Raw genomic sequence first — 26,035 nt, forward strand, 5'->3', positions numbered from 1 at the left:
CAAGGCGCACTATGAGCGCCTGGTGTCCCGAGGCAAAGCAAAAATGAGTGCTCTGGGCGCGGCCATGAGAAAACTGGTTCAGATGGCTTATGGCGTGCTTAAGCACCAGCAAGGCTACGATCCTCAATGGGCTGGTTAACTACAACCCATTGAGGTACGTGGGGACAGATGGTATCTACGAATAGCAAGGCAGTTCGCGTAGGGCGGATAAGCGCGAAGCGCGCATCCGCCGTCACCCAAGGCCAACTGCCGAGGTGCACGTAGGGCGGATCGGTCCGACGCCTCGGAGGGCGAAGCCCGCATCCGCCGTTCACACAATATCCGAATTTACCGTAGACCGAAGATTACAAATATCTACCAGGAATTAAACAGGAGACCCCCAGTGGGAAAACAGATTCTACTACTCCCGGGCGACGGCATTGGCCCGGAAATCGTGGCCGAAGCCAAAAAAGTACTGGATGTGGTCAACGACCAGTTCCAGCTCGGCCTGAGCTTTGAAGAAGACCTGATGGGCGGTTGCTCCATCGACAAACACGGTGTACCTCTGGCCGACGAAGCCCTGGAAAAAGCCCGCCAGTCCGATGCGATTCTGCTCGGCGCTGTGGGTGGCCCGAAATGGGACAAGCTGGATCGGGCCATCCGGCCGGAAAAAGGCCTGTTGAAAATCCGCTCTTCCCTGGAGCTATACGCCAACCTGCGCCCGGCCATGCTCTACCCGCAACTGGTGGAAGCCTCCAGCCTCAAGCCGGAAGTGGTGTCCGGGCTGGATATCCTGATCGTCCGCGAGCTCACCGGTGGCATCTACTTTGGGGAGCCCCGAGGCATCCGCACCCTGGAGAATGGCGAACGGGAAGGGTTCAATACCTACAAATACAGCGAAAGCGAAATCGAGCGCATTGGTCGTACCGCGTTCGAAATGGCGCGCAAGCGGAACAAGAAAGTCTGCTCGGTAGACAAAGCCAATGTGTTGGAAGCCACCATGCTCTGGCGCGAAGTCATGGACCGCCTGGCGCCGGAGTACCCGGACGTGGAACTGTCTCATATGTACGTGGACAACGCCGCCATGCAACTGGTGCGCGCACCCAAGCAATTTGACGTGATCGTCACCGGCAACATGTTCGGCGACATCCTCTCCGACGCCGCCGCCATGCTCACCGGCTCCATCGGCATGCTGCCCTCCGCGTCCCTGGATAAAAATGGCTGCGGCATGTACGAGCCCTGCCACGGCTCGGCCCCGGATATTGCCGGCCAGGGCATCGCCAACCCGCTGGCGACCATACTGTCCGCCGCGATGATGTTGCGCTATTCTCTGTCTATGACCGATGCTGCTGACGCCATTGAGGCGGCCGTGGGCAAAGTGCTGGACCAGGGGTTGCGCACCGCGGATATCGTTACCGAGGGCAGTCGCAAGGTGTCCACGGCGGAAATGGGCGATGCGGTGGTTGCGGCGCTTAATTCGTAGGGTATCCTCCACCTCAGACCGGACTACCATAAGACCACAAACATTCAAGGCAACAACAGAATTCACTCACTGAGAAAGAGAGAACTATTATGAAAGTAGGTTTTATCGGATGGCGCGGCATGGTCGGCTCCGTATTGATGGAGCGCATGCAGGCAGAGAACGACTTTGCGGACATCGAGCCGGTGTTCTTCTCCACCTCCAACGCCGGTGGTAAAGCCCCCGCGGTGGTGGACGGCGTTCCGCCCCTGAAAGATGCCTTTGACCTGGACGCCCTCAAGGCCCTCGACGCCATTGTCACCTGTCAGGGCGGCGACTACACCACTGAAGTGTTCGGAAAACTGCGCGACAGCGGCTGGAAAGGCTACTGGATCGACGCCGCCTCCACCCTGCGTATGGCCGACGACGCCGCTCTGGTGCTGGACCCGGTCAACCTGGACGTCATCAAAGACAGCATCGCCAAAGGCGTGAAAAACTACGTCGGTGGCAACTGTACCGTCAGCCTCATGCTGATGGGCCTCGGTGGCCTGTTCCAGAACAACCTGGTCGAATGGGCCACCTCCATGACCTACCAGGCCGCCAGTGGTGCCGGCGCCCAGAACATGCGCGAACTGCTCAACCAGATGGGTGGCCTGCGCGACTCGGTCGCCAGTGAGCTGGAAGATCCCGCCTCGGCGATCCTGGATATCGACCGCAAAGTGGCCGCCGCCATGCGCAGCGACGACTTCCCGACCGACCAGTTCGGAGCGCCCCTGGCGGGGAGCCTGCTGCCGTTTATCGATAAGCAGCTGGACAACCGCCAGAGCAAGGAAGAGTGGAAAGGGCATGTAGAGACCAACAAGATTCTCGGTCGCAGCGACAACCCGGTGCCCATCGATGGGCTCTGTGTGCGCATCGGCTCCATGCGCTGCCACAGTCAGGCACTGACCATCAAACTGAACAAAGATGTGCCGCTGGATGAAATCGAGTCCATGCTGGCCGAGGCCAACCAGTGGGCCAAAGTGGTGCCGAACGAGCGTGAAGCCACCCTGCGTGACCTGACACCGACCGCGGTGACAGGTACCCTCACGGTGCCGGTGGGTCGCTTGCGCAAGATGAATATGGGTTCCCAGTACCTGTCCGCCTTCACGGTGGGCGACCAGCTTCTCTGGGGTGCTGCCGAGCCGCTGCGTCGCGTATTGCGCATTCTCAAAGAGGCCTGATTGTCCTCGGGTAAGACGAGCCCCGCCCGGTCTGACCGCGCGGGGCTTTTTTTTATGAAAGGGTGGGGCGGTCGATCTGGATCTCAGAAAAGTTCCCCGCCTCCGGCGTCAAAATCGTTATTTTTTGTGCGGCGGTGCAAATAATGTATAAAAACATGCCATAAAGCCCCCCAGTTGACGGGCTTAAGTGTTGATAAAAAGCTACTTATAATGAATACTTACAGCCATTAGTGAAGAATTATTCTAGGTTTTATAACTCCTGCTAAGCCAAAACAGGTTCACCGTGCCGTCAAAATCGACGGGAGAGTCGATGACTTCAGTCGGGCACATGGGGCCAGGGAGATAATAAAGGATCGTCCTATGCATCTGCTTCGTAAGCTGAGTTTTGTAATCGGATTGGCCGCCTTGCTGGTTGCTCAACCGGGATTTGCCCTGGGGCTTGGGGAGTCCGAGTTGAAGTCGGCGCTCAATCAGCCCTTCCAGGCGGACATCCAGTTGACCAACCTGAGAGGGTTGAGTCGCAACGAGATTATCGTCCGGCTGGCTTCCCAGGAAGATTTTGAGCGTGCCGGCCTTGAGCGCATGGCGTTCTACGGTCAGCTTGAGTTCGAATTGTTGCTGGACCATCCCGAAGGCCCAATTGTGCGGGTGACCACGCAACAGCCGGTGCGGGAGCCCTACATGAACTTCCTGGTGGAGGCGCGTTGGGCCAGTGGCCGTCTGCTGCGCGAATACACCTTCCTGCTGGATCTGCCCACCTTCGATGACGAGCGTCAGGCCCAGCCGGTGCAATCCGCCACGTCGGGCGTTACCCGGTCGGCCGCCGAACGCCAACCCGAAGCACGTCCGCAGCCGCGTCAGCGTGCTGAATCTGAAACCCGTCCCCAGGCGGGCTACGACGGCGATACCTATTCGGTCACGTCCAATGACACCCTGTGGGAGATTGCTCTGCGGGTTCGTCCGGGTCGCGACCTGTCAGTTCAGCAGACCATGCTGGCGATTCAGCGTAAAAATCCCGAAGCCTTCATCAATGGCAACATCAATCTTCTCCGCGAGGGTCAGGTTCTGCGCCTGCCCAACCGCGACGAAATTCGCAACCTGAACCCGCAGAATGCGGTACGCGAAGTGGCCGAGCACAATCGTGAGTGGTCGGGTGGCGCCCTGGGAGCCCAATTGGATGCCGGTCAGCGCGGCGCCAGCCAGCGCAGCGGTCCCAGCGATGTCAGCGGTCAGGTGCGCCTGGCGGCGCCGAGCCAGGGTAACTCCGGTGAGGCCGGGCAGGGCGGAGGTGCCAGCACGGATTCCGGCTCCGAGCTGCAGGCTGAGCTGTCAGCCGCCCAGGAAGAACTTGAAAAGAGCCGCCGTGAGAACCGGGAGCTGTCTTCTCGCGTGGAAGAGCTGGAAGCGCAGATCGATACCATGGAAAGCCTGATTGAGGCCAGCAACGAGCAGTTGCGGGCCCTTCAGACCAGCGCCCAACAAAACCGCGAAGCGGAGCAGGCGCAGGAAGAAGCCTCTGACGTGGCTGCGGCTGAGCCTTCTCCGGAAGCCGAGGCAGAGGCTGAGACTCCCGCCGCCGCGGCGGACACCTCTGAGGCCGCCGCGCCCGCACAGGAAGAGCCGGTGGACCGCAGCAAGCGGGTCGTGCGCTCCATTCCTCAGGAAAAAACCCTGATGGATCACGTGATGGACAACCTCCTGTGGATCGGTGCCGGTGTCCTGGTCATCCTGCTGGGTGTGTTGGCGCTGCTGCGTCGACGCCAGAGTGGTGAAACCCCGGTTGAACGAGACAGTGATGACGATTTTGAGCCGGCGTTTGACGAAGAGGGATTCGCGGAAGAGTTTGAGTCCGATGAATCGGGCAGTGACCACGACGGTATCGATCTGGCGCAGGAAGATGCCGAACCGGAGGAGCCGGACGCCTGGGATGAGCAGACCGATGATTCCGTTGAAGCCGAAACCGGTGATGTGGTTGGCGAGGCGGATATTTACATCGCCTACGGCAAACTGGATCAGGCGGAAGAGCTGCTACTCAAGGGGCTGGAAAAAGAGCCCGCTTCTCCGGCCATCCTGTCCAAGCTGCTGGAAGTCTATGCCGAAAATCGCGACGTAGAGGCGTTTGATCGCCACTATTCCACCCTGCTGGGTACCGATGATCGGTCGGCCATTCAGCGTGCCGGTGAACTGCGGGACACGATTCCCGGTGCCGGAGAATTTGATGTCAACGCACTGGATACCGGCGCCACTGCGCCTGTTGATGAGCAAGACGATTTCAGCTCGCTCGAACAGAGCGACAGCGATGATTTCGACTTCAATCTCGATCTGGACGAAGAGCCCAAGGCGTCGCAGAGTGACCAGAAGGCGGCGGATGACAATGAGTTGAGCCTGGACGATGACTTCAACTTCGACCTGGACGATGATCTGGACCTGGAGGAGGAAACCGTCGAGCCGGTCACCACCGAGTCGGATCTGGATGCCTCATCGAACCGCTATGACCTGTCCTTTGACGAGTCCGAACCAGCGGCAGCTGACGAGGAGTTCTCTCTGGACTTTGATCTGGACGATGAGGATGATCAGGTCACCCTGCAGTCGGAAAAAACCGCTGAAGCGGGGGATGGCGATCAGGATGATTTCCCCGAGCTGGATCTCAAGCTGGACGATGAAGTGGGCGAAAGCGATGCGCCCGTCACCGACAGCGTCAGCACCGATGATGACTGGAATTTTGAGCTGGATGAGACCTCCTCCGAAGGTGGTATCGAAGCTCTGGACGATGCGCTTTCCGATCTGGACGAGGAGCCTGCGGAGACCTCTTCCCTGACGCTGGAGCCGATGGATGGCGCGGATTCAGACAAGGGTTCTGAATCGGTCGCTGAAGACGACGACCTGTCACTGGATTTCCAGGATGACGCGGATGACGAGTTGACCGTACACGAATCCGGCCTGGATCGGGACGCGACCTCTGAGGATGAACAGGAGGCGGGTCAGGATGCGTTTGCGGACCTGGACGATGCATTGGCCGAAGACTGGTCTGATGCTCAGCGTGACCAGGAGCCCGGAGTTGAGGCGAAGCCCGCAGCGGATGACAGTGACGATTTTGACCTGGATGCCCTGGAAACCGGTGATCTGGATCTGTCCTCACTGGATGAAGAAATGAGCGATCTGGATGCCGACCTCGAAGGTGCGTCCGATTCAGAGCCTGAAAATACTCCCCAGGCGGACACCGCCGCTCAGACGCCAGAGCCGGCGTCGACCGATGTCGATGAAGATCAGGTGTTTGAAGAGGCGTTGTCTGGGCTGGCCTCCGATGATTCAGCGGCCACGGAGTCGGATTCTCAGGAGTCCGATGACGATATGGATGCGGAGCTGGATTTCCTCGCCGATACCGATGAGGCGGCGACCAAGCTGGATCTGGCCCGCGCCTATATCGATATGGGTGATGCGGACGGTGCCCGCGATATTCTGGAAGAGGTGCGCCAGGAGGGCAACGAACAGCAGCAGCAGGAAGCGGAGGAGCTGTTGGGTCGAATCGAAAGCTGATTTTTCCGGCTGGTTCTCCTGCAAAGCCTTGCGCATCCTGTGCGCAGGGCTTTGTTTTTTCAGGGGTGGCAATGTTTTTCAGGATTGGCGGTTTTTGGGGGGGCTGGTTGAGTTCTCTAAAGCGGCCGATTGTCGAGGCAAGAGTAAGTGATGACCGAAACCAGTCAGGCCCAGCCCAGAGCCTACAAGCGCAACGCCGAAATCTTTCCCGATACCGAGTGGCCCGAGGGGATGCACCGGGTCGCGTTGGCGGTCGAGTATCAGGGAACCCACTACCACGGATTCCAGACGCAACCCAGTGGGGTTCCGACGGTGCAGGGGCATCTGGAGCGGGCGCTCAGCGCCGTGGCCAACGAGCCGATTTCCCTGATCTGCGCCGGCCGGACCGATGCGGGGGTTCACGCCACCGGTCAGATTGTCCACTTCGACACGATGGCCGAGAGGCCGGAAAAGGCCTGGGTGCTCGGCACCCGTGCTCAGTTGCCCTTTGATATAGCGGTACGCTGGGCCAGGCCGGTTGAGCCCGGTTTTCACGCGCGCTTCAGTGCCCGCTCACGCACCTACCGCTACCTGATTTCCGATCGCGACACCTACTCGGCGCTGACCCACCAGCACATTACCTGGTCCCGCAAGCGGTTGAACGTCGGGGCCATGCGTGAGGCGGCCCAGGCCCTGGTTGGGGAGCACGACTTCACCTCCTTTCGGGCCAGTCAGTGCCAGGCGCGCAACCCGGTTCGCCGGATCGATTATCTGCACCTCGTCCGACGGGGCGACCTGATTGTGCTTGAAGTCCGGGCCAACGCGTTTTTACACCATATGGTCCGCAACATTGTGGGTGTTCTGCTTGCGATTGGCGCTGGCGAGGCGGACATTGGCTGGGCGGCGGAAATTCTGGCGGCCCGGGACCGCAGCGCCGGTGGGGTGACGGCGCGTCCCTTCGGACTGTACCTGGTCCATGTCGATTACCCGGCGGCCTTTGGCCTGCCCGGCGGTCAACCGGGTCCGATTTTTGTGCCTGAGCCCCTGGGTGGATTGATGGAAAATCCCTGATCCGGCGGCCTCTGGCAGCAATTTGTGCGGATTTCTGCTAGTATCTCCGGTCTGTTTTCACAGCGGCAGACAGGGCGGACATGAGTCAGGACATTCGGGTTAAAATATGCGGCATTACGCGCTCGGAAGACGCCCGACTGGCGCTCAGAGCCGGCGCTCACGCCCTGGGGTTGGTGTTCTACCCGGCCAGCCCCCGGGCCGTGGACATTGAGCAGGCAAAAGCTGTCGCCCACACCGTAGGGCCGTTCGCGACCCTCGTCGGGCTGTTTGTAAATGCCGCTCCGGCCACGATCGACGCGGTCCTGAACGAAGTGCCTCTACAGCTGCTGCAGTTCCATGGCGATGAAACGGCCGACGAATGCGTCCGCTACGGGCGTCCATATATCAAAGCGTTGCGTATGCGTCCTGAGTTGGATGTTATGGCCGCCATGGCAGAGCATCCACACGCGTCTGGTTTTTTGCTGGATGCCTACCGCAAAGGGGTCCCGGGCGGCACCGGAGAAACCTTTGACTGGGAGCGGGTGCCTCGCAACCCTGAACGACCGGTCATTCTGGCCGGTGGCCTGACGCCCGACAACGTCCGTCAGGCGATCTCCGCGACCCGCCCTTATGGCGTGGATGTCAGTGGCGGGGTAGAAGCGTCGCCCGGTCTCAAGGATGCCGGCAAAGTAAACCAGTTTATGTTTAACGCCCTCAACGGTGATCAAGGTGAACTCTAAGACTCAAGCGTTTTCAAGCAAACGGTACTCTGACACCGACTACAGCCAGTTTCCCAGCGCCGATGGCCACTTTGGCCCTTATGGCGGGCGGTTTGTGTCCGAGACATTGATTTATGCCCTGGATGAGCTCAAGCGCATCTACGGCGACCTGAAAAACGATCCGGATTTTCAGGCGGAATTCGACAAGGATCTGGCCTACTACGTCGGGCGCCCATCCCCGCTGTACCACGCCGAGCGTTGGAGCCGCGAACTGGGTGGGGCCCAGATTTACCTCAAGCGGGAAGACCTGAACCACACCGGTGCCCACAAGGTGAACAACACCATTGGTCAGGCACTGCTGGCCAAGTTCACCGGTAAGCAGCGGGTGATTGCCGAGACCGGGGCAGGGCAGCACGGCGTGGCATCGGCCACTGTGGCGGCGCGGCTCGGTCTCAAGTGTTGCGTATACATGGGGGCTGAGGACGTCCAGCGCCAGTCCCTGAACGTCTATCGGATGAAGCTGCTCGGTGCCGAAGTCATTCCCGTGACCTCCGGTTCCCGCACCCTCAAGGATGCGATGAACGAGGCCATGCGCGACTGGGCCACCAACGTCGACGACACCTTCTACATTATCGGCACCGTGGCCGGTCCGCACCCCTATCCTCAGTTGGTGCGCGATTTCCAATCAGTGATCGGGCGTGAAGCCCGGGCTCAGTGTCTGGAGCAGACCGGTCGTCTGCCCGATGCCCTGGTGGCCTGTGTGGGCGGCGGCTCCAACGCCATCGGCCTGTTCCACCCCTTCCTCGGGGATGACAGTGTCGAAATGTACGGCGTCGAGGCCGGCGGTGACGGCGTTGAGACCGGACGCCATGCCGCACCGCTGAGCGCCGGTATCCCCGGGGTGCTGCACGGCAACCGGACCTATCTGATGGAAGACGAAAACGGCCAGATCATCGAGACCCACTCGGTCTCCGCCGGTCTGGATTATCCGGGTGTGGGCCCGGAGCACGCCTGGTTGAAAGATCAGGGGCGCGTCAATTACGTGGCGATCAATGACCAGGAAGCTCTGGCGGCGTTCCGTAAAACGACCCTGACAGAAGGCATCATGCCCGCGCTCGAGTCGAGCCATGCCTTGGCCTATGCCGAAAAGCTGGCGCCGACCATGCGTCCGGATCAGAGTATTGTGGTGAACCTCTCCGGCCGTGGAGACAAAGACATTCTTACTGTTGCCAAGCTTGATGGCATCGAAGTGTAAGCGCAGAATCAGGATAGAGAATTCATGAGTCGTATTGCCAAACGCCTGCAGGACCTGCGCTCGCAGGGAAGAAAAGCCCTGGTGACCTATATCGTCAATGGTGACCCTTACCCCGAAGCCACGCTGCCCGCGATGCACGAACTGGTCAGGCAGGGGGCCGATATCATCGAGCTGGGGGTTCCCTTTTCTGACCCGATGGCGGAGGGGCCGGTGATCCAGCGGGGCCACGAGCGGGCGCTGGAGCACAAAATCAGCCTGCGCGGCACCCTGGAGCTGGTGCGCCAGTTTCGGGAAACCGATGCCGATACGCCGGTGGTACTGATGGGGTACGCCAACCCGATCGAGCGCATGGGTTACGACACCATTGCGCAGCTGGCCTCCGAGGCGGGCGTCGACGGGCTGCTCACGGTTGACCTGCCGCCGGAAGAGGCGGAGCCGCTCAAGCGCGAGTTGACCGCCGTGGGCATGGACAACATCCTGCTGCTGGCGCCGACCACCAGTGTTGAGCGCGCCCGGCAGGTGTCCGCCCTCGCCAGCGGCTTTATTTACTATGTCTCCCTCAAGGGGGTGACCGGCGCAGGACACCTGGATGTGGACGCGGTCAAGGCCAAGCTGGACGAGTTTGGTAAACTGACCGATCTGCCCCTATGTATCGGCTTCGGCATCAAGGATCCGGAAACGGCTCGCAAGCTGTCCGCGCTGGCCGACGGCGTTGTGATCGGTAGCGTCCTGGTGAGCACCATGGGTGATCGGTACGAACAGTCGCCCGAGCAGATAGCCGCCGCCGTGGGAGATATTGTTGGCGGTATCCGCACAGCGCTGGATGCCTGATCGCTCCGAGTAACGAATACCCGAGTCGGGCCCGGCAGCCCGACAGAGACTGAAAACCTCAAGATTTCGCAGAGAGAATCGACATGAGTTGGCTAGAAAAGATTGTACCGAGCATGGCCCGTGCAGAGGGTAAGCGTGGTGGCAGCAAGGTACCGGAAGGGCTCTGGAAAAAATGCGTCAAGTGTCAGGCGGTCCTCTATCGTCCTGAGCTGGAGCGCAACCTGGATGTCTGCCCCAAATGCGACCATCACATGCGCATTGGCGCCAGAACCCGGCTGAACCTGTTTCTGGATGAGGAGAATCGTCAGGAACTGGCGACTGACGTTGAGCCGATCGATCGGCTGAAGTTCCGCGATGTGAAAAAATACAAGGATCGCCTGTCAACCGCCCAGAAAACCACGGGCGAAAAAGACGCCCTGGTGGCCATGAAGGGGACTCTGAAAGGCATGCCGGTGGTGGCAGTGGCGTTTGAGTTTGCCTTCCACGGCGGCTCCATGGGCTACGTCGTCGGCGAGCGCTTCGCCCGGGCGGCCAAAGTGGCGCTGGAAGAAGATATTCCTCTGGTGTGTTTTTCGGCCACCGGTGGTGCCCGCATGCAGGAGGCGTTGATCTCCCTGATGCAGATGGCTAAGACCAGCGCTGTCATCGAACGTCTGAAGCGTCAGGGCACCCCTTACGTGTCAGTCATGACCGATCCGGTCTACGGCGGCGTATCCGCGAGTCTCGCGTTGCTGGGTGACATCAATGCCGCCGAGCCCAATGCCCGGGCCGGTTTTGCCGGTCCCAATATCATTGAGCAGACCATTCGGCAGAAGCTGCCCAAAGGTTTCCAGCGCAGTGAGTTCCTGCTCGATAAGGGTGCCATCGACATGATCATCCATCGTCGGGACATGCGCGATACGCTCGCGCGCCTGTTGGCTAAATTCACTCGCCGCGAGGCGGTCTGATTGGCACCAGCAATGCGCTTTGAGCGCCTGGACGACTGGTTACACTGGCTCGAAAGCCACCATCCCACTGAAATTGAACTCGGCTTGACCCGAATCCGTGCGGTGGCCGAGCGCCTCGACCTGCTATCCCCCCAGGCCCGGGTGGTCAGCATAGCGGGTACCAACGGCAAGGGCTCCTGCGTGGCCGCCTGCTCCGCGATGTTGCGGGCAGCCGGGCAGCGGGTCGGTGCCTATACCTCTCCCCATCTACAGCACTATAACGAACGCATCCAGGTCGACGGTGTTCCGGTCGGCGACGGTGAGTTGTGCCGTGCGTTTGCCCGCATTGATGCCGCGAGCACCGACATCAGTTTGACCTACTTCGAGTTCGGCACCCTGGCCGCTCTGCTGATTTTTCAGGAGCAGGCTGTGGATGTCATGGTGCTCGAAGTGGGGCTGGGTGGACGTCTTGATGCGGTCAACTTGCTGGATGCCGGTGTGGCAGTGGTCACCAGTGTCGACCTGGATCATCAGGCCTGGTTGGGCAATGACCGCGACAGTATCGGTCGGGAAAAAGCCGGTATCTACCGTGCCGGTCAGATTTCACTGTGCGCTGATGAGCAACCTCCGGCCGGCCTGCTGTCGGCGGCCGGGGCAATTGGAGTCGAGTTACAGCGCATTGGCGAGCGGTTTGGATTTACTGGACAGGATGGGGGCTGGTGCTGGTGGGGGCAGGGCAGTGATGGTCAGCCGCAACAGTGCCAGCTCGAGCGGCCGGTGCTGCCCTGGCCGAGTATTGCCGCGGCCCTGCAGGTTGTCGCTCAACTGGGCCATCAGGTCGAGCCATTGGCGCAAGCCTGCAGGCTCGATCGGCTGACGCTGCCCGGGCGCTATCAGACTCGCCCCTGGGCGGGGCGAACCCTGGTGCTGGATGTTGCACACAACCCGGCCGCTGCCAGGCATCTGGCGGCCCGTCTGACGAGCGCTGGCCCGGTAGATACCCACCTCGTGGTCGGCATGATGGCGGATAAGGATCGGGTCGCCACTCTGGCACCGCTTTATCCATTGATGACTCACTGTTGGCTGGTATCGCTTCCGGAGATCCCCAGGGCCGCCACCGTGGCACAATTGGAGCAGGACCTGGCGGCGCTCAATGTCTCGGCAAGCGGCTGTGGTACAGTAGTCGAGGTGATGGGGCGACTGAGGCGGGAGTCCCGGCCCGGAGATCGGATTGTGATAATGGGGTCTTTTTACACGGTCAGCGCGGCCCTCGACTGGCTGGATGCTGAGAGCGATAGGCCAGACCCTCTGCGCGACAATATAGAGAGTAACCATGAATAGCGGTCTGAAACAGCGCCTGGTGGGTGCGATCGTCCTTATCGCGATTGGCATTCTGGTAGTGCCCAGCATCCTGCGGGATCGGCAGGTGGAGCCGGTCAGTACCCAGACGCTGATTCCCGATCGACCCGCCCGGGACACCATGGTCTTCGAAGCGCCGTCGGCGCCGGAGAATATTGAGCCGGCACCGGAGCCCGACACCATGTTTATGCCCGAAGATGACTCCCAGCCGGTAGTGGACTCCCTGGAAGAGGCCCAGTCCGAACCGACGGAGGCTCAGGCCGATCCGCCGCCGGAACGTTCTGCGCCGGAATCTGAGGCGACGGAGGTGAATACCGATGAAGGTACAGCCTGGGTCATCCAGGTCGCCAGTTTCCGCGACCCGGATACCGCGCGGGCGCTGCGGGATCGGTTGCAGGGAGAGGGCTACCGTGCCTACGTGCGCTCTGCCAGCACCGACGCCGGGGCGGTCAGCCGGGTGTTTATCGGTCCGAAAGTGAGCCGTTCGGAGGCCGAGTCGACCAAGGCGGCGGTCGATCAGGCCCTGAAGGTCGATGCGCTGATTCTGCGCTTTGAGCCTTGAGCCTCTCCGGTGGCACCGACGGGCGCCGGGGGTATCTGATCCGCGGTGCCTCTGCTAAAATGCGCGCGCAAGCAACCGGGGAGCTTTCCATAGCATGAGTCGGGCCAGCGAATGAACTGGGCAGATTGGGCCATACTGGGCATACTGTTGGTGTCCAGCCTTATCAGCATCAAACGCGGCTTCGTCAAAGAAGCCCTGTCGTTGGTCACCTGGCTGGTGGCCTTTGTGGTGGCTGTGCTGTTCGGCGATCGCCTGGCAGTGCTGCTCACGGACTTGATTCCCACCCCTTCCATTCGAGAAATGGCGGCCTTCGTCATTCTGTTCGCGGCGACACTGATTGTCGGCGCCATGGTGAATTATCTGATCGGCGAGCTGGTCCGGATGACCGGTCTGTCGGGCACCGACCGACTGTTCGGCATGTTGTTTGGGCTGGCCCGTGGCCTGGTGGTGGTCATGGCGCTGCTGATTCTGTTGCCCTCGATCATTCCCGTTGACCAGGACGAGTGGTGGCGCGAGTCAGCCCTGGTACCGCATTTTCTCGCGTTCGAAGATTGGGCTCGCGCACTGGCGGCCGAGACAACCCGCTTCTTTTTTCAGTGGTTTTAATCCCGGGACGCCGCCCGGGTGTTCCGTTTTTTTATGACGTAAAGGTGGTTTTTCTATGTGCGGCATTGTGGGTATTGTGGGTAAAAGCGATGTCAATTTGCAGCTCTATGACGCGCTGACCATACTCCAACATCGCGGCCAGGATGCGGCGGGTATCATGACCTGTGACGGCGGCAAGCTGGCTCAGCAGAAGGCCAACGGCTTGGTGAAAGACGTTTTCCGGACCCGTCATATGCAGCGGCTGGTGGGCAATATCGGTATCGGCCACGTGCGCTATCCGACGGCGGGCAGCTCGGGCCCGGCGCTCGCCCAGCCTTTCTATGTGAACTCTCCCTACGGTATTGCCTTGGCCCACAACGGCAACCTGACCAACGCGGACCAGCTCAGCGAAGAGCTTTTCAAAACCGACCTGCGTCATGTCAACACCGACTCGGACTCCGAGGTGTTGCTCAACGTGTTTGCCCACGAGCTGCAGTCCCAGGGTAAGTTGCAGCCCAATGAGGATGACATCTTTGAAGCCATTGCCGGCGTGCATCGTCGGGTCAGCGGTGGTTACGCGGTGGTGTCGATGATTGCCCGCTACGGCCTGATTGCGTTCCGCGATCCAAACGGTATTCGTCCCCTGGTCTATGGCAAGCGGGAAACCGAGGGTGGAGTCGAGTACATGGTTGCCTCGGAAAGCGTTGCGCTGGATGTGCTCGGCTTTGATCTGATTGCCGATGTAGCCCCCGGTGAGGCGATTTACATCACCGCCGAGGGCGAGCTTCATCGTCGTCAGTGTGCCGAGAATACCCGGTTGCGGCCCTGTATCTTTGAGCATGTGTACTTCGCCCGCCCGGATTCGATCATGGACGGCATCTCGGTGTACAAGGCTCGCCTGCGCCAGGGTGAAAAGCTCGCGGAAAAAATTCTGCGCGAACGTCCCGACCATGATATCGATGTGGTGGTGCCGATTCCCGACAGCAGCCGGGTGGCCGGGCAGGCACTGGCCTACAATCTGGGTGTGAAGTTCCGGGAAGGGCTGGTGAAAAACCGCTACATTGGTCGGACCTTCATCATGCCCGGGCAGCAGCAGCGTAAGAAGTCTGTGCGCCAGAAGCTCAATGCCATCGAGCTGGAGTTTCGTGGCAAGAACGTGCTGCTGGTGGATGATTCCATTGTCCGTGGCACCACCTGTCAGCAGATTATCGAAATGGCCCGCGATGCCGGCGCCGCCAAAGTGTATTTTGCCTCAGCGGCACCACCGGTCATCTATCCGAATGTCTACGGCATCGATATGCCCACGGTCAAAGAGCTGATCGCTCACGGTCGTAGTCACGAAGAAATCTGTCGGGAGATCGGTGCCGACTGGCTGATCTATCAGGATCTGGAAGACCTGGTGGCCGCCTCGGCGGAAGGGACCCGCAAGGTTACCGAGTTTGACTGTGCCGTGTTCAACGGTGAGTATGTGACCGGTGATGTGGATGATGCCTATCTGGAGAAACTCGAGGCCGAGCGCAACGATGGCGCCAAGAGTAATGCGCACAAGAAAGCGGCCAAGCCGGAGGGCACGCTGATCGGCCTGCACAATGATGTGGCGGAAAACCCCTGACGAGATCGCTCATGAGTGAATATGATGACAGCTTGACCGGTGCTGGCCTGGACACCCTGGCCGTTCGTGCGGGATGTCACCGCACGGCGGAAGGGGAACACAGCGAAGCGCTGTTCCTGACCTCCAGTTATGTGTTTGGCAGCGCCCAGGAAGCGGCGGACCGCTTCTCTGGCGACGCTCCCGGCAACGTGTATTCGCGTTATACCAATCCGACGGTGCGCGCGTTTGAGGAGCGCATTGCCGCTCTGGAAAAGGCCGAAAGTGCCATTGCGACGGCTTCCGGCATGTCGGCCATTCTCAGCACTTGCATGGCACTGCTGCAGGTGGGAGATCATATCCTCTGCTCCCGGAGTGTATTCGGCACAACCACGGTTCTGTTTACCAAGTATCTGCAGCGGTTCGGGGTTGGGGTAACCTTTGTCGACCCCACCGATCTGACCGCGTGGGAGCGCGGTTTTCAGGCTAACACCCGGTTGGTGTTTGTGGAAACCCCGTCCAACCCTCTGTGCGATGTCGTCGACCTCCAGGCGTTGGCGGATCTGACCCATGCCCGGGGTGCCAGGCTGGTGGTGGACAACTGTTTCTGCACCCCGGCACTGCAACGCCCGATCGAGTTCGGTGCCGACCTGATCATTCACTCGGCGACCAAATACATCGATGGCCAGGGGCGCTGCCTGGGTGGCGTGGTTGCCGGAGATCAGGACACCATCAATGACGTTTTGGCGTTTGTCCGCAGTGCCGGACCCACCCTGAGTGCCTTCAATGCCTGGGTGTTCCTGAAAGGGCTGGAAACCCTGCGTCTGCGGATGGAGGCCCACTCACGNAATGCGCAGGCGCTGGCCGAATGGCTCCAGCGTCAGCCCCAGGTCGAGCGTGTGTACTACGCCGGTCTGCCCGAACACCCCGGGCATGAATTGGCGCGNAAGCAGCAGTCTGCTTTCGGTGGGGTGCTGTCCTTTCAGGTCAAAGGGGATCAGGCTGCCGCCTGGCGCGTGATCGACAGCACCCGGATCTGCTCGCTCACTGCCAACCTCGGTGATGCAAAAACCACCATCGTGCATCCGGCCACGACCACCCATGGACGCCTGACACCGGAGCAGCGGGCCGAATCCGGCATTGCCGACAATCTGATCCGGTTGGCGGTGGGGCTGGAGGATGTCGAGGATCTGAAAAACGATTTGTTGCGCGGACTGTCCTGAGTCCGCCGAACCCACCAGAACAGGGCAGAGGGTCAATGCGGGATTTTATCCAGGTTGTTGTCGATGAAATCGGCCAGGTTTTGTTGGGTAAGGAAGACAAGATAAAGCTCGCCCTGGCGTGTCTGCTGTCCGACGGGCATCTGTTGATTGAAGACCTGCCCGGCATGGGGAAAACCACCCTGGCCCATGCGCTTGCCAAGGTGCTGGGCTTGTCTTATCAGCGGATCCAGTTTACCAGCGATATGCTGCCCGCCGATATTATCGGCGNATCGGTGTTTGAGCGGGAGCAGTCGCGCTTTACCTTCCATCCCGGCCCGGTATTCACTCAGTTGCTGTTGGCCGACGAGATCAACCGGACCACGCCGAAAACCCAGAGCGCATTGCTGGAGGCGATGGAGGAACGTCAGGTCACGGTAGAAGGGGAGACCCGTAAGCTCGAAGACCCTTTTTTCGTCATTGCCACTCAGAATCCCCTGTCCCAGATGGGGACTTTCCCGCTGCCCGAATCGCAACTGGACCGCTTTCTGATGCGCATCAGCCTCGGTTACCCCAGTGCGGATGCTGAGCGTCAGATGTTTCTCGGCGGTGATCCCCGCCAAAAACTGGCCGGAGTCAAAACCCGTCTGAAGCCCGAGCAGCTGCCCAAGATCCGGCAGGCTGCGGAACAGGTCAAAACCTCAGACAGCCTTCTGGATTACCTGCAACGGCTGGTTCACCACACCCGGCACTCCCCCGAGTTTGCCTGCGGCCTCTCCCCACGAGGGGCTCTGGCGCTACTTCGTGCCTCTAAGACCTGGGCGTTCATGCACGGGCGGAGTTACGTCATTCCTGAAGACCTACAGACGCTGCTGCCTCCCGTGGTGGCGCACCGAATTGCCCCGGCTGCCAGCGGCACCGAGGGGCACGAGCAGGCGCTGATCACGGANCTGTTGAACGCCGTTGACATCGTTCCNGCCTAATATAAATAATACAAATAAAGGCGGAGTTTTTGCTGTTTGGCGGGTAAAATTGCTTTATGATCTAAGGGTTCGCCTTTTTTAGTCCAAATCCGTTCTGGTTAGCGCCTAATTGTGTGATTATATGCCTACCAATTAAGGTAGTANTGTAATACTATTTATGTTGCAGTTCTGTCTAACAATAAACGCAGCAGAGGCATTAGATCNTGAAAATACAACGACTATCCTGGGTGCTGGGGAGTACGCTGGTTCTGGCGGCCTGTGGCGGTAGCGGTGGAGACAGTGGTGGGTCCAGCTCATCGGTGGCATCCAGCTCCAGTTCCAGCGCATCACAAGTGTCATCGAGCTCCTCTGAATCCTCCAGCTCGTCGAGTCTCGCGCGAGTGGAGCCCCGGGCCAATCCCNCCGTCAACAGCGAANTGATTCAGTACAACGATGTGGCAGTGCACGATCCCTCGGTCTTCAGGGACGACGACGGCACTTACTATGTGGTGGGTTCCCACTTGGCGATGGCCAGCTCCCAGGATCTGATTACCTGGACTTCAGAGGCGCCGGGCATCGCGCTGGAGAATCCCGACCTCACTGATTACCCGCTGTTTGGCAACTATGAAACGGAAGTGGCCGAAGGCATTGAGTGGACCGGTGGTTATGTAGGTTCCTGGGCGTCGGACATCCGTAAACTGGCCGACGGCAAGTACTATTTCTACTTCAATCACTGCACCAACCCGGCCAGCGGCGTCTGCGATGCGCCNCGTTCCTACCTCGGTCTGGCCACCTCGGAGGACAGCGTTTTCGGCCCCTATGAAAACCAGGGCATATTCCTCTGGTCCGGGCAGACAGACGCCGAAATTGATCAGGGTTACGGTGTCGGNGACATCGAATCCTATAACGGCAACATCCATCCCAATGCCATCGATCCTCACACTTTTCATGACAAGGATGGCANCCTCTGGATGATCTATGGCTCTTACGCGGGCGGTATTCACATTCTCGCCATGGATGAGTCAACCGGGCTGCCCGAACCGGGGCAGGGCTACGGCAAACATCTGACCGGGGGCGACCATAGCGCTATCGAGGGCACCTTTGTGCTCTACAGCCCCGAGACCGATTACTACTACATGTTCGCCTCCTTTGGCGGTTTTGTCTCGACCGACGGGTACAACATACGCATTGCCCGCTCGCGCACGCCCGATGGTCCCTACCTNGATGCCGAGGGTAACGACATGGCCCTGGCNCGGGGCGGTTGGGACGGTATCGCGCCCTATGGCGTCAAGCTGATGGGAGGCTTCAACTTCCGTTCGCGCACCGGTGACGACCACGGCAGCCGGGGTTACCTGGCACCGGGACACAACTCGGCGTACTACGACGAAGCCACNGGGCAGCATTTCCTGATCACCCACACCCGTTTCCCCAATCGGGGTGAGCAGCATGCCATTCGGGTCCATGAGTTGATGGCCACCGCCGATGGCTGGCTGGTTGCATCGCCGCACCGCTACGCGCCCATTGAGGGCGACAATGTGGTGGACAGCGAGGATGTGGTTGGTGACTACCAGTTCATCAATCATGGCAAGGACATCAACCGGGAAGCGCGTCAGTCGCAGGCGATGACCCTGCATGACGACGGCACCATCACCGGCGAAGTGACCGGCACCTATCAACTGGACCCGGANGCGCTCAATCGNATCGTNNTGCAANTGGANGGCCTTGGNNNCTNNGAGGGNCAGNTGCGCTGGCAGTGGGATGAGCGTATTGCAGAACTCGTGCCGGCGTTTTCGGCGGTGTCCGGTAGCGGTGAAAGTGTCTGGGGAACCCGGTTGCCCGCACAGTCAGCAACCGAGGTGTTGGCCGCGGTTGCCGCCGAGCTGACTCTGCCGGAAACCTTCAAAGGCGATGCGCTGACNTTGCCCACCGACGGTATTCGCGGTGCCCAGATTCTCTGGGAGAGCAGCAATGAAGCCGTCATTGGTACCGATGGACAAGTNGAGCGNCCCGCGCCGGGATCNGGNGATGCGNNGGTNAANCTCACCGCGACCATTCTGTATCAGGGCGAAGAGGAAACGGTCACCCTCGAGGTNCTGGTNCCCGAACGTATGCCNTTCAACCGGGTGGCNCGGTTTGAGTTTGAAAATNACCTGANCGACAGNACNGGTCAGTNTGANGCCGCCATGAGTACGGGTGANCGTATTCATAAAGTGGGNGAGGGCAACCTCAGTTACACCACNGGCAGTGCCGGACAGGCGGTGTCGCTGGATGGTAGCAGCGGTGTNCGNTTNCCCGACGGNTTGATNAACAACTATGAATACACCCTGTCNCTGTGGGTNCGTCCCAACGNCATCACCCAGTTNTCNNCNCTGGTGTTTGGTGAAGTGCCGGGGGATACCTCAGACCCCTTGGTTGAACCGAGCCAGTGGTTCAGCTTCCTGCCCAGNTCCTGGGANGAGAANGTCATGTTCTGGAGCCGGAATAACGATGCGTGGTTTGACGGNGCGACGGGCGANACCATTCCCGCNGGNGAGTGGAGTCACCTGGCNGTGTCGGTCTCCCAGGGCTATGTGCNGGTCTATATNGACGGTCAGCAGGCGTANGCCGGTGGTTCNGTNGCGGACTTCTTTACCGACAATACNGGNCGTTTCGCTCTNGGCGTCAATTACTGGGATCTGCCCTTCAANGGTCTGGTGGATGAGTTCAATGTGTACGATGCTGCGCTCANCGCCGCNGAAGTTCAGGCACTGGATATTGATCGGNTGTCCACCTCGGAGCTGCTCGGCGTTGCCCGNGANCAGTTGACGCTCGGCGATACCAGCGCNGTGATTGAAGACTTTGCGCTGCCGGTNAGCGGNCCGTTTGCGACCGCGGTCAGTTGGACTTCGTCAGACAGCAGCGTCGTTGAAGTTGATGGGGCCACCGCACAGGTGACCCGGCCGGCGGCTAGCGATGCCGATGTGACCCTGACCGCGACCCTGAGTCTGGAGGGGCAATCGGTCACCCGCGACATTACGGTCACCGTTCTGTCGGAAGGTATGCCGGAGCCCGCCGCGCGCTTCAGCTTCGATGATCATCTCGACGATGCTACGGGCAATATGGGTTCGGGTACGGTGACCGGTAACCGGCTGGACAACACCGGAGGCTCGCTCAGCTTTGACGAGGGGCGCGTCGGTAGCGCACTCAGTCTCGACGGTACCTATGGTGTTGCACTGCCGGACAANCTGATTACCGATGCAACCTACACCGTATCGATGTGGCTCAATCCGTCNGCATTGACCCAGTTCACCACNGCATTCTTCGGAGCGGCGTCTGCCGACAGCTGGATCAGTGTNGTGCCNAATGGTCCCGGTGCCGGCAACACCATGCTNTGGTCCGGTACGGACTGGTTTGATGGCGATACCGGGACNCAGNTTGCTACGAATACCTGGACNCACTTTGTGGCGGTCAACAACGCGGGTAACCTGACGNTGTANCTCGATGGTGAAGCGGTGTTNNCCGGGGNGGGTTTNCCGGATGTGTTTNCGCCCGCNGAAACCACGGTATTCGGGGTGGGCGTCAANTACTGGGATACNCCCTATGACGGNTTGGTGGATGAGCTGAGCATCTATGATGTGCCCTTGAGNGCNGACGATGTGGCGGCNCTNTACAGTAGCGCACCCTAGTCCGTCGCTCGCGACAGTAAAAAAGCCACCGGTCGATCGACCGGTGGCTTTTTTTATGGTGGACAGGGTAAGGTAAGGGCCCGAGNTCGATGANTCACTGAGCCCNGATGCGTTTACCCGATACTCTGACACACTGGTTCTGGCACTGGGTGGTGCGTCGCGCGCCCCGGGCCGAGTCGGTCCGTCTGCGTCACAAATCCATCTATGTTCTGCCNACGGNGCAGGGGATCGGCTTTCTGTTGGTCNTNNCACTGCTGTGGCTGTTGGGCACCAACTACGAAAACAATCTGGTGTTGGCCTCCGCTTTNCTGNTGCTCAGTCTGATGACGGTGTCGGTGGTGCATGCGTTCCGTAACCTGTCCGGGTTGACCCTCTCGGTACAGCGNGCTCATCCCNCCTTNGCCGGGGAGTGGGCCGAGTTTGACCTGNTGCTGCAACCTGCNTCGGGNTCGCGCCANGANGCCCTNNTGCTNGGNTGGGATCGGGANCTGACCGTTGANGCCGATGTGCCNCNCNGGGCAGAGCGCACGGTGACNCTGGCGTACCGTGNCCGCCGGCGAGGCTGGCTGGTNCCGGAGCGCCTNCGGGTACAGAGTTATTANCCNCTGGGNCTNTTNCGGGTCTGGTCCTGGGNTCANNTGGATGGNCGGGCANTGNTTTACCCCGCACCGCGCTCCAGCGACCACCCACCGCANGCGCATCTGAGCGGNGAGGTNGGNGAGCAGCTTTCGGCNGANAATCAGGAAGAGTTTCAGGGNTTTCGGCCCTATCAGGNCGGTGCNCCGATGGCCCATGTGGCCTGGAAGCTCTACGCCCGGGAGCAGGGGCTNTATCTGAAAGATTANGCCGGNTACCAGANTGAACANGTCTGGCTGGACTGGGACGCCCTNCCGGGGNTGGATCAGGAAAGCCGNTTGAGCCGCCTGTGTTTCTGGGCCGTGGAGTACGGCAAAACCTCCGCTGAATACGGCCTGCGCCTTCCGGGGCTGGATATTCCGCTGGGGCGTGGGCAGGCCCATCAGGAGCGGGTACTGCGGGCCCTGGCGCTCTACGGTATGCCGGAGCAGGCCGAGGGAGGTGAACGTGGCTGAACGGGAACAGGTTACCCGCACCAGTCTCGCCTGGCTGCTGGTGGCCCAGGCCATCATTCTGTTGCCGCACTCGGTCCATGCGCCGCTCTGGCTGTGGGCTGGTTGGTTGTGCGTGGTGGTCTGGCGCTGGCAGATCTTTCGCGGTGCCTGGAGCTTCCCCTCGTTGTGGGTGCGGCTCGGACTGATGGCGGGGTTCGGCGGTGGTCTGGTGATGAGCTACGGCGCCCGGTTTGATATGACTGCCATGGTCGGTTTGTTGCTGGCCGGCTTTATTCTCAAATTGCTGGAGCTGCGCCGACGTCGGGATCTGCTGGTCACCGTTTATCTGGGCTACTTTGTTTCCGCGACCCAATTCCTGTTTCATTCGGGGCCGCTGGCGGGCGTGTATGGTGTCCTGTCGTTGTTGTTATTGACGGCGACGCTGTTGGCGGCGCACCAGTCGTTGGGCAATGTCCGCTTTTGGCCCAGTATTCGGCAGGCGGGGTGGTTGGTGTTACAGGCGACGCCTCTCATGCTGATCCTGTTTCTGGTCATTCCCCGCACCGGTGCGCTCTGGTCGGTTCCGCAGGACCGCCGGGCCGCGACCACGGGCATCAGTGACAGCATGTCTCCGGGGGATATCGGTGAGCTGGCACAATCCAATGCGCTGGCCTTTCGGGTCACTTTTGATGGCGAGGCGCCGTCGCCCAGAGATCGTTACTGGCGTGGCCTGGTGTTTTCCTATTTCGATGGACGGCAATGGCAACCTACCGAACGTCAGCGGGCGACGCACTTTATGAGCTGGCGCGAGGATGATGTCCGGCAATGGATGAACCAGGTCGATCCCCTGGGTGAACCGGTGGCCTATGAGGTCATGCTGGAACCGACCCGCCAACCCTGGCTGTATGCGCTGGCGGCACCGGTCAGCTGGAGTGACGACATCGGATTGGGGCAGGAGATGCGGCTACAACGGGATGATCCGGTCATGCAGCGCACCGCTTACCGGGTTCAGTCGCACACCCGGTATGGGTTCCAGCGCTCCGGGCTGAGTGAGTGGGAGCGACGCCAGGAGTTGCAGTTGCCCCGGGACTCCAACCCGGAAACCCGAGCGACGGCCCGGCAGTGGGCGCGGGACGCCAGATCGCCCAGCGAGCTGATAGAGCGACTGATGGGGCTTTACCGGGAGCGGTTTCGTTACACCCTGCGTCCACAGACACTGGGACAGCACAGCGTCGATGAATTTTTGTGGCAGACGCAAGAGGGCTTCTGTGAGCACTTCGCCAGCAGCTTTGTATTTTTCCTGCGCGCGGCGGGCATTCCCGCCCGGGTGGTGGTGGGGTATCTCGGCGCCACCCACAATCCTCTGGAGGATTATTGGACCGTCCGCCAACGGGATGCTCACGCCTGGGCGGAGGTGTGGCTGGAGGGAGAAGGCTGGGTGCGTTTTGACCCGACCGGCGCTGTGGCACCGGAGCGAATCGAGCAAGGTCTGGACGTCTCGCTGAGCGCCACGGACGGCGACATGCTGCAGAGACCCTTTGGTGCCGATTTACCCTTTGTGATGCAGCTGCAACTGCGCTGGGATGCGCTCAATTACGAATGGCACCGCTGGGTGCTCGGTTACGATCAAGGGCGCCAGGACGCGTTTCTGGAAGACTGGCTCGGCGGCGCCGATCTGTGGCGGATCGCCCTGGCGGTGGTGCTGACCGGTGCCTCGCTGGTGTCGGTGCTGCTGCTCTGGATGTTCTGGCGACAACGCCCGCACTACCGCTATCCGGCCGATCGCCAACTTGCGCGCCTGGAGCGCAAACTGAGACGCATGGGGTGTCCGCGCCGACGGGGAGAACCCTTGACCGCGCTGGCTCGCCGGTTGGGGCGCCAACAGGCCGAACTGGAGCCGGCCCTGATCCGCATTGCGGATCTTTACGAGCGTGTGAGCTACGGCGACAACCGCGCCGCACTGACCGATCTGGCCCGCGCGGTGACGGCGTTCAGAGGCGCGCGAACGACCCCTGAAACCCCTCCTGCCTGATCCTGGTGCGCCTGCTTCGACGGACGCACGGTGATCAGGCAATTCTCCCGCACTGTGTTCTTCTGTGGTGCACAAAAGTGTCCGCCGTGCACGGTGTTGGTGCCAATCATCAATGATCTCTTCCGGTAATTTTTCTAAGTCATTGATATAAAGAGAAAAAATGTTGAGGCACGATTCCTGCTTCCCAAAGCGCTCTGCACTCTCGTGCAACGCCGTCTTCGGAGGTTCCAGTTGCTGGAATTTCCTGGTCGGTGTTGCCCGTACTTTCAGTGGGTTGCCCTCTCTTGTCTGCACCGATCGGGGGCATTGCAGTGACTCAATAATAGTCGGCGACCTTGGGCCGACGCACAAAATGAGGATGAGCGTATGAACAAGCGACCTGTCGCTTTCGGGTTGATCAGCCTGGCACTGTTGCCCGGTACCGCGCTGGCACAAGCGGAACTCAATGGCGCCAACACCGCCTGGATCCTGACGGCAACGGCTCTGGTTCTGTTTATGACCTTGCCGGGCCTGTCTCTGTTTTATGGCGGCCTGGTCCGGTCGAAAAATATTTTGTCGATTCTGATGCAGTGTTTCGCGATTGCCTGTATCGCCTCACTGATCTGGCTGGTGGCCGGGTACAGCCTGAGCTTTGGCGAAGGCAATGCCTGGATCGGGGATACAAGCCGGATTCTGTTTTCGGGCATGGAATCGGACTCCCTGTCTGGCGATATTCCCGAGAGCCTGTTCAGCCTGTTTCAGATGACCTTTGCCGTCATTACGCCGGCTCTTATCGTTGGGGCCTTCGCCGAGCGGATGAAGTTTTCTTCAGTCCTGATTTTTTCAACGCTGTGGCTGTTCGGGGTGTACTTTCCGATCTGTCACTGGGTCTGGGGTGGCGGCTGGTTGGGCGCCATGGGGGTACTGGATTTCGCCGGGGGCATTGTTGTGCACATCACCGCCGGGGTGGCGGCGCTGGTGGCAGCGCTGGTGCTCGGCCCGCGCGACGGCTTCCCGAAAACGGCGATGCCTCCACACAATATGACCATGACGGTGACCGGTGCGGGCATGCTCTGGGTCGGCTGGTTCGGCTTTAACGGCGGCAGCGCGCTGGCGGCCAACGGTGACGCCAGCATGGCGATGCTGGTAACCCACATTTCCGCCGCTGCCGGCTCATTGGCCTGGATGACGATGGAGTGGGTGAAGTTCGGTCGCCCGAGTGTGCTGGGTATCGTGACCGGCATGGTGGCCGGTCTGGGAACCATCACACCGGCGTCGGGCTTCGTGGGCCCCGGCGGTGCTCTGATTATCGGTGTTTCGGCGGGCATTGTCTGTTTCTACGCGACCCAGGCGATGAAGCGGGTGTTCAAGATCGATGATTCGCTGGATGTGTTTCCGGTACACGGTGTCGGCGGTATGCTGGGTACGCTGTTGGCCGGGGTCTTTGCTTCGACTCAACTGGGTGTGTTCAGTGGTCAGGGTTTTGCCGACGGTATCGAGACGATGGGCCAGCAGTTCGGAGTTCAGGTGGTTGGCGTTGTCGTGGCAACGGTGTACACCGGGGTGGTGACCTTCATTCTGTTGAAAGTGACCGGTGTTCTGACCTCTGGATTGCGTGTGACTCGCGAAGAAGAATTGATTGGCCTGGATATTACCCATCATGAGGAAGAGGGGTACAAGCTGTAAATTGTTTCGCTTGCCGGGTTGGGTTACTTCGCATAGTTGGCCTATGGATGGGCACTTTGTTTGGAGCCCTGTAGGCTGTGCTGCGGGAGGGTAGTCCCCTCTGAGACACGCCGTGAACCCGTCCCTGGGGGCTCATCACCCGCCGGTCCTCTTCGCGCTCCCTGCGCTTCGGGACACTTCCCACATCCATGTGGGGCGTCCAAGGCGGGTGACGGTCTCAGAGGGGACTACCCTCCCTCCGCTATGCCAGCGTGACGTTTCGGGAACTAGCCCCTTTCGTATGGCACCTTGGGCAGCGGCGGATGCGCTGCGCTTATCCGCCCTACGCTAAGCTGCTGTGGTGTCCGTAGGGCGGATAAAGCCGAAGGCTGCATCCGCCGTAACACACAC

Annotated in this window: 18 protein-coding genes; all 18 read left to right on the plus strand. The window is 60.3% G+C overall.

What is annotated here, in order from left to right:
* Nucleotides 1-382: 382 nt before the first annotated feature.
* The 18 genes from leuB to CMG77_RS13720 all read left to right on the plus strand — a co-directional run bounded on the left by leuB (nucleotide 383) and on the right by CMG77_RS13720 (nucleotide 25,645).
* Nucleotides 383-1,462 (plus strand): 3-isopropylmalate dehydrogenase, encoded by a 1,080-nt coding sequence (gene leuB, locus CMG77_RS13635; RefSeq protein ID WP_286806935.1) that lies wholly within the window; start codon nucleotides 383-385, stop codon nucleotides 1,460-1,462.
* Between the two features lie 89 nt (nucleotides 1,463-1,551).
* Nucleotides 1,552-2,661 (plus strand): aspartate-semialdehyde dehydrogenase, encoded by a 1,110-nt coding sequence (gene asd / locus CMG77_RS13640; RefSeq protein WP_123637536.1) that lies wholly within the window; start codon nucleotides 1,552-1,554, stop codon nucleotides 2,659-2,661.
* Between the two features lie 360 nt (nucleotides 2,662-3,021).
* Nucleotides 3,022-6,198, plus strand: coding sequence for a FimV/HubP family polar landmark protein (locus tag CMG77_RS13645; protein ID WP_286806936.1), 3,177 nt, complete (start codon nucleotides 3,022-3,024; stop codon nucleotides 6,196-6,198).
* A gap of 150 nt (nucleotides 6,199-6,348) precedes the next feature.
* Nucleotides 6,349-7,248, plus strand: coding sequence for a tRNA pseudouridine(38-40) synthase TruA (truA, locus tag CMG77_RS13650; protein ID WP_414673701.1), 900 nt, complete (start codon nucleotides 6,349-6,351; stop codon nucleotides 7,246-7,248).
* Nucleotides 7,249-7,328: 80 nt separating this feature from the next.
* Nucleotides 7,329-7,967, plus strand: coding sequence for a phosphoribosylanthranilate isomerase (locus CMG77_RS13655; RefSeq protein ID WP_286806937.1), 639 nt, complete (start codon nucleotides 7,329-7,331; stop codon nucleotides 7,965-7,967).
* Complete coding sequence (gene trpB, locus CMG77_RS13660) at nucleotides 7,957-9,201, plus strand: tryptophan synthase subunit beta (RefSeq protein ID WP_024460384.1); 1,245 nt, start codon at nucleotides 7,957-7,959, stop codon at nucleotides 9,199-9,201. The genes CMG77_RS13655 and trpB overlap by 11 nt, the downstream gene beginning before the upstream one ends.
* 24 nt (nucleotides 9,202-9,225) lie before the next feature.
* The gene (trpA, locus tag CMG77_RS13665) at nucleotides 9,226-10,032 is read left to right on the plus strand and encodes a tryptophan synthase subunit alpha (RefSeq protein WP_024460383.1); all 807 of its coding nucleotides are present in this window, start codon (nucleotides 9,226-9,228) and stop codon (nucleotides 10,030-10,032) included.
* Nucleotides 10,033-10,115: 83 nt separating this feature from the next.
* Nucleotides 10,116-10,979: an acetyl-CoA carboxylase, carboxyltransferase subunit beta gene (gene accD / locus CMG77_RS13670; RefSeq protein ID WP_286806938.1), complete on the plus strand. Its 864-nt coding sequence runs from the start codon at nucleotides 10,116-10,118 to the stop codon at nucleotides 10,977-10,979.
* On the plus strand, nucleotides 10,980-12,299 hold the full coding sequence (locus tag CMG77_RS13675; RefSeq protein ID WP_286806939.1) for a bifunctional folylpolyglutamate synthase/dihydrofolate synthase: 1,320 nt from the start codon (nucleotides 10,980-10,982) through the stop codon (nucleotides 12,297-12,299).
* Nucleotides 12,292-12,879 carry an SPOR domain-containing protein gene (locus CMG77_RS13680; RefSeq protein WP_286806940.1) on the plus strand — a complete coding sequence of 196 codons (588 nt, stop codon included), beginning with the start codon at nucleotides 12,292-12,294 and terminating at the stop codon, nucleotides 12,877-12,879. Before CMG77_RS13675 ends, CMG77_RS13680 begins: the two co-directional genes overlap by 8 nt.
* Nucleotides 12,880-12,990: 111 nt before the next feature.
* The gene (locus CMG77_RS13685; RefSeq protein ID WP_024460379.1) at nucleotides 12,991-13,485 is read left to right on the plus strand and encodes a CvpA family protein; all 495 of its coding nucleotides are present in this window, start codon (nucleotides 12,991-12,993) and stop codon (nucleotides 13,483-13,485) included.
* A gap of 55 nt (nucleotides 13,486-13,540) precedes the next feature.
* Complete coding sequence (purF, locus tag CMG77_RS13690; protein WP_123637530.1) at nucleotides 13,541-15,076, plus strand: amidophosphoribosyltransferase; 1,536 nt, start codon at nucleotides 13,541-13,543, stop codon at nucleotides 15,074-15,076.
* An 11-nt stretch (nucleotides 15,077-15,087) separates the two neighbouring features.
* Nucleotides 15,088-16,275 (plus strand): O-succinylhomoserine sulfhydrylase, encoded by a 1,188-nt coding sequence (locus CMG77_RS13695; protein WP_123637529.1) that lies wholly within the window; start codon nucleotides 15,088-15,090, stop codon nucleotides 16,273-16,275.
* Between the two features lie 35 nt (nucleotides 16,276-16,310).
* The gene (locus CMG77_RS13700; RefSeq protein ID WP_286904825.1) at nucleotides 16,311-17,234 is read left to right on the plus strand and encodes an AAA family ATPase; all 924 of its coding nucleotides are present in this window, start codon (nucleotides 16,311-16,313) and stop codon (nucleotides 17,232-17,234) included.
* A 440-nt stretch (nucleotides 17,235-17,674) separates the two neighbouring features.
* Nucleotides 17,675-20,878 (plus strand): LamG-like jellyroll fold domain-containing protein, encoded by a 3,204-nt coding sequence (locus tag CMG77_RS13705; RefSeq protein ID WP_286904826.1) that lies wholly within the window; start codon nucleotides 17,675-17,677, stop codon nucleotides 20,876-20,878.
* A gap of 914 nt (nucleotides 20,879-21,792) precedes the next feature.
* Nucleotides 21,793-21,969 (plus strand): hypothetical protein, encoded by a 177-nt coding sequence (locus CMG77_RS16245; RefSeq protein WP_286904828.1) that lies wholly within the window; start codon nucleotides 21,793-21,795, stop codon nucleotides 21,967-21,969.
* Nucleotides 21,962-23,980, plus strand: coding sequence for a transglutaminase TgpA family protein (locus tag CMG77_RS13715; RefSeq protein ID WP_286875776.1), 2,019 nt, complete (start codon nucleotides 21,962-21,964; stop codon nucleotides 23,978-23,980). The genes CMG77_RS16245 and CMG77_RS13715 overlap by 8 nt, the downstream gene beginning before the upstream one ends.
* Before the next feature lie 366 nt (nucleotides 23,981-24,346).
* Nucleotides 24,347-25,645 carry an ammonium transporter gene (locus tag CMG77_RS13720; protein ID WP_286806946.1) on the plus strand — a complete coding sequence of 433 codons (1,299 nt, stop codon included), beginning with the start codon at nucleotides 24,347-24,349 and terminating at the stop codon, nucleotides 25,643-25,645.
* The last annotated feature ends 390 nt before the right edge of the window (nucleotides 25,646-26,035 follow it).

The organism is Marinimicrobium sp. (assembly GCF_002695945.1).
Lineage (GTDB): Bacteria > Pseudomonadota > Gammaproteobacteria > Pseudomonadales > Cellvibrionaceae > Marinimicrobium > Marinimicrobium koreense.

Coding starts and splice junctions, on each gene's coding strand:
- CMG77_RS13680 (WP_286806940.1), top strand. CDS start 12,292: ATGAATAGCGGTCTGAAACAGCGCCTGGTGGGTGCGATCGTCCTTATC.
- purF (WP_123637530.1), top strand. CDS start 13,541: ATGTGCGGCATTGTGGGTATTGTGGGTAAAAGCGATGTCAATTTGCAG.
- asd (WP_123637536.1), top strand. CDS start 1,552: ATGAAAGTAGGTTTTATCGGATGGCGCGGCATGGTCGGCTCCGTATTG.
- CMG77_RS13645 (WP_286806936.1), top strand. CDS start 3,022: ATGCATCTGCTTCGTAAGCTGAGTTTTGTAATCGGATTGGCCGCCTTG.
- accD (WP_286806938.1), top strand. CDS start 10,116: ATGAGTTGGCTAGAAAAGATTGTACCGAGCATGGCCCGTGCAGAGGGT.
- truA (WP_414673701.1), top strand. CDS start 6,349: ATGACCGAAACCAGTCAGGCCCAGCCCAGAGCCTACAAGCGCAACGCC.
- trpA (WP_024460383.1), top strand. CDS start 9,226: ATGAGTCGTATTGCCAAACGCCTGCAGGACCTGCGCTCGCAGGGAAGA.
- CMG77_RS13655 (WP_286806937.1), top strand. CDS start 7,329: ATGAGTCAGGACATTCGGGTTAAAATATGCGGCATTACGCGCTCGGAA.
- CMG77_RS13720 (WP_286806946.1), top strand. CDS start 24,347: ATGAACAAGCGACCTGTCGCTTTCGGGTTGATCAGCCTGGCACTGTTG.
- CMG77_RS13685 (WP_024460379.1), top strand. CDS start 12,991: ATGAACTGGGCAGATTGGGCCATACTGGGCATACTGTTGGTGTCCAGC.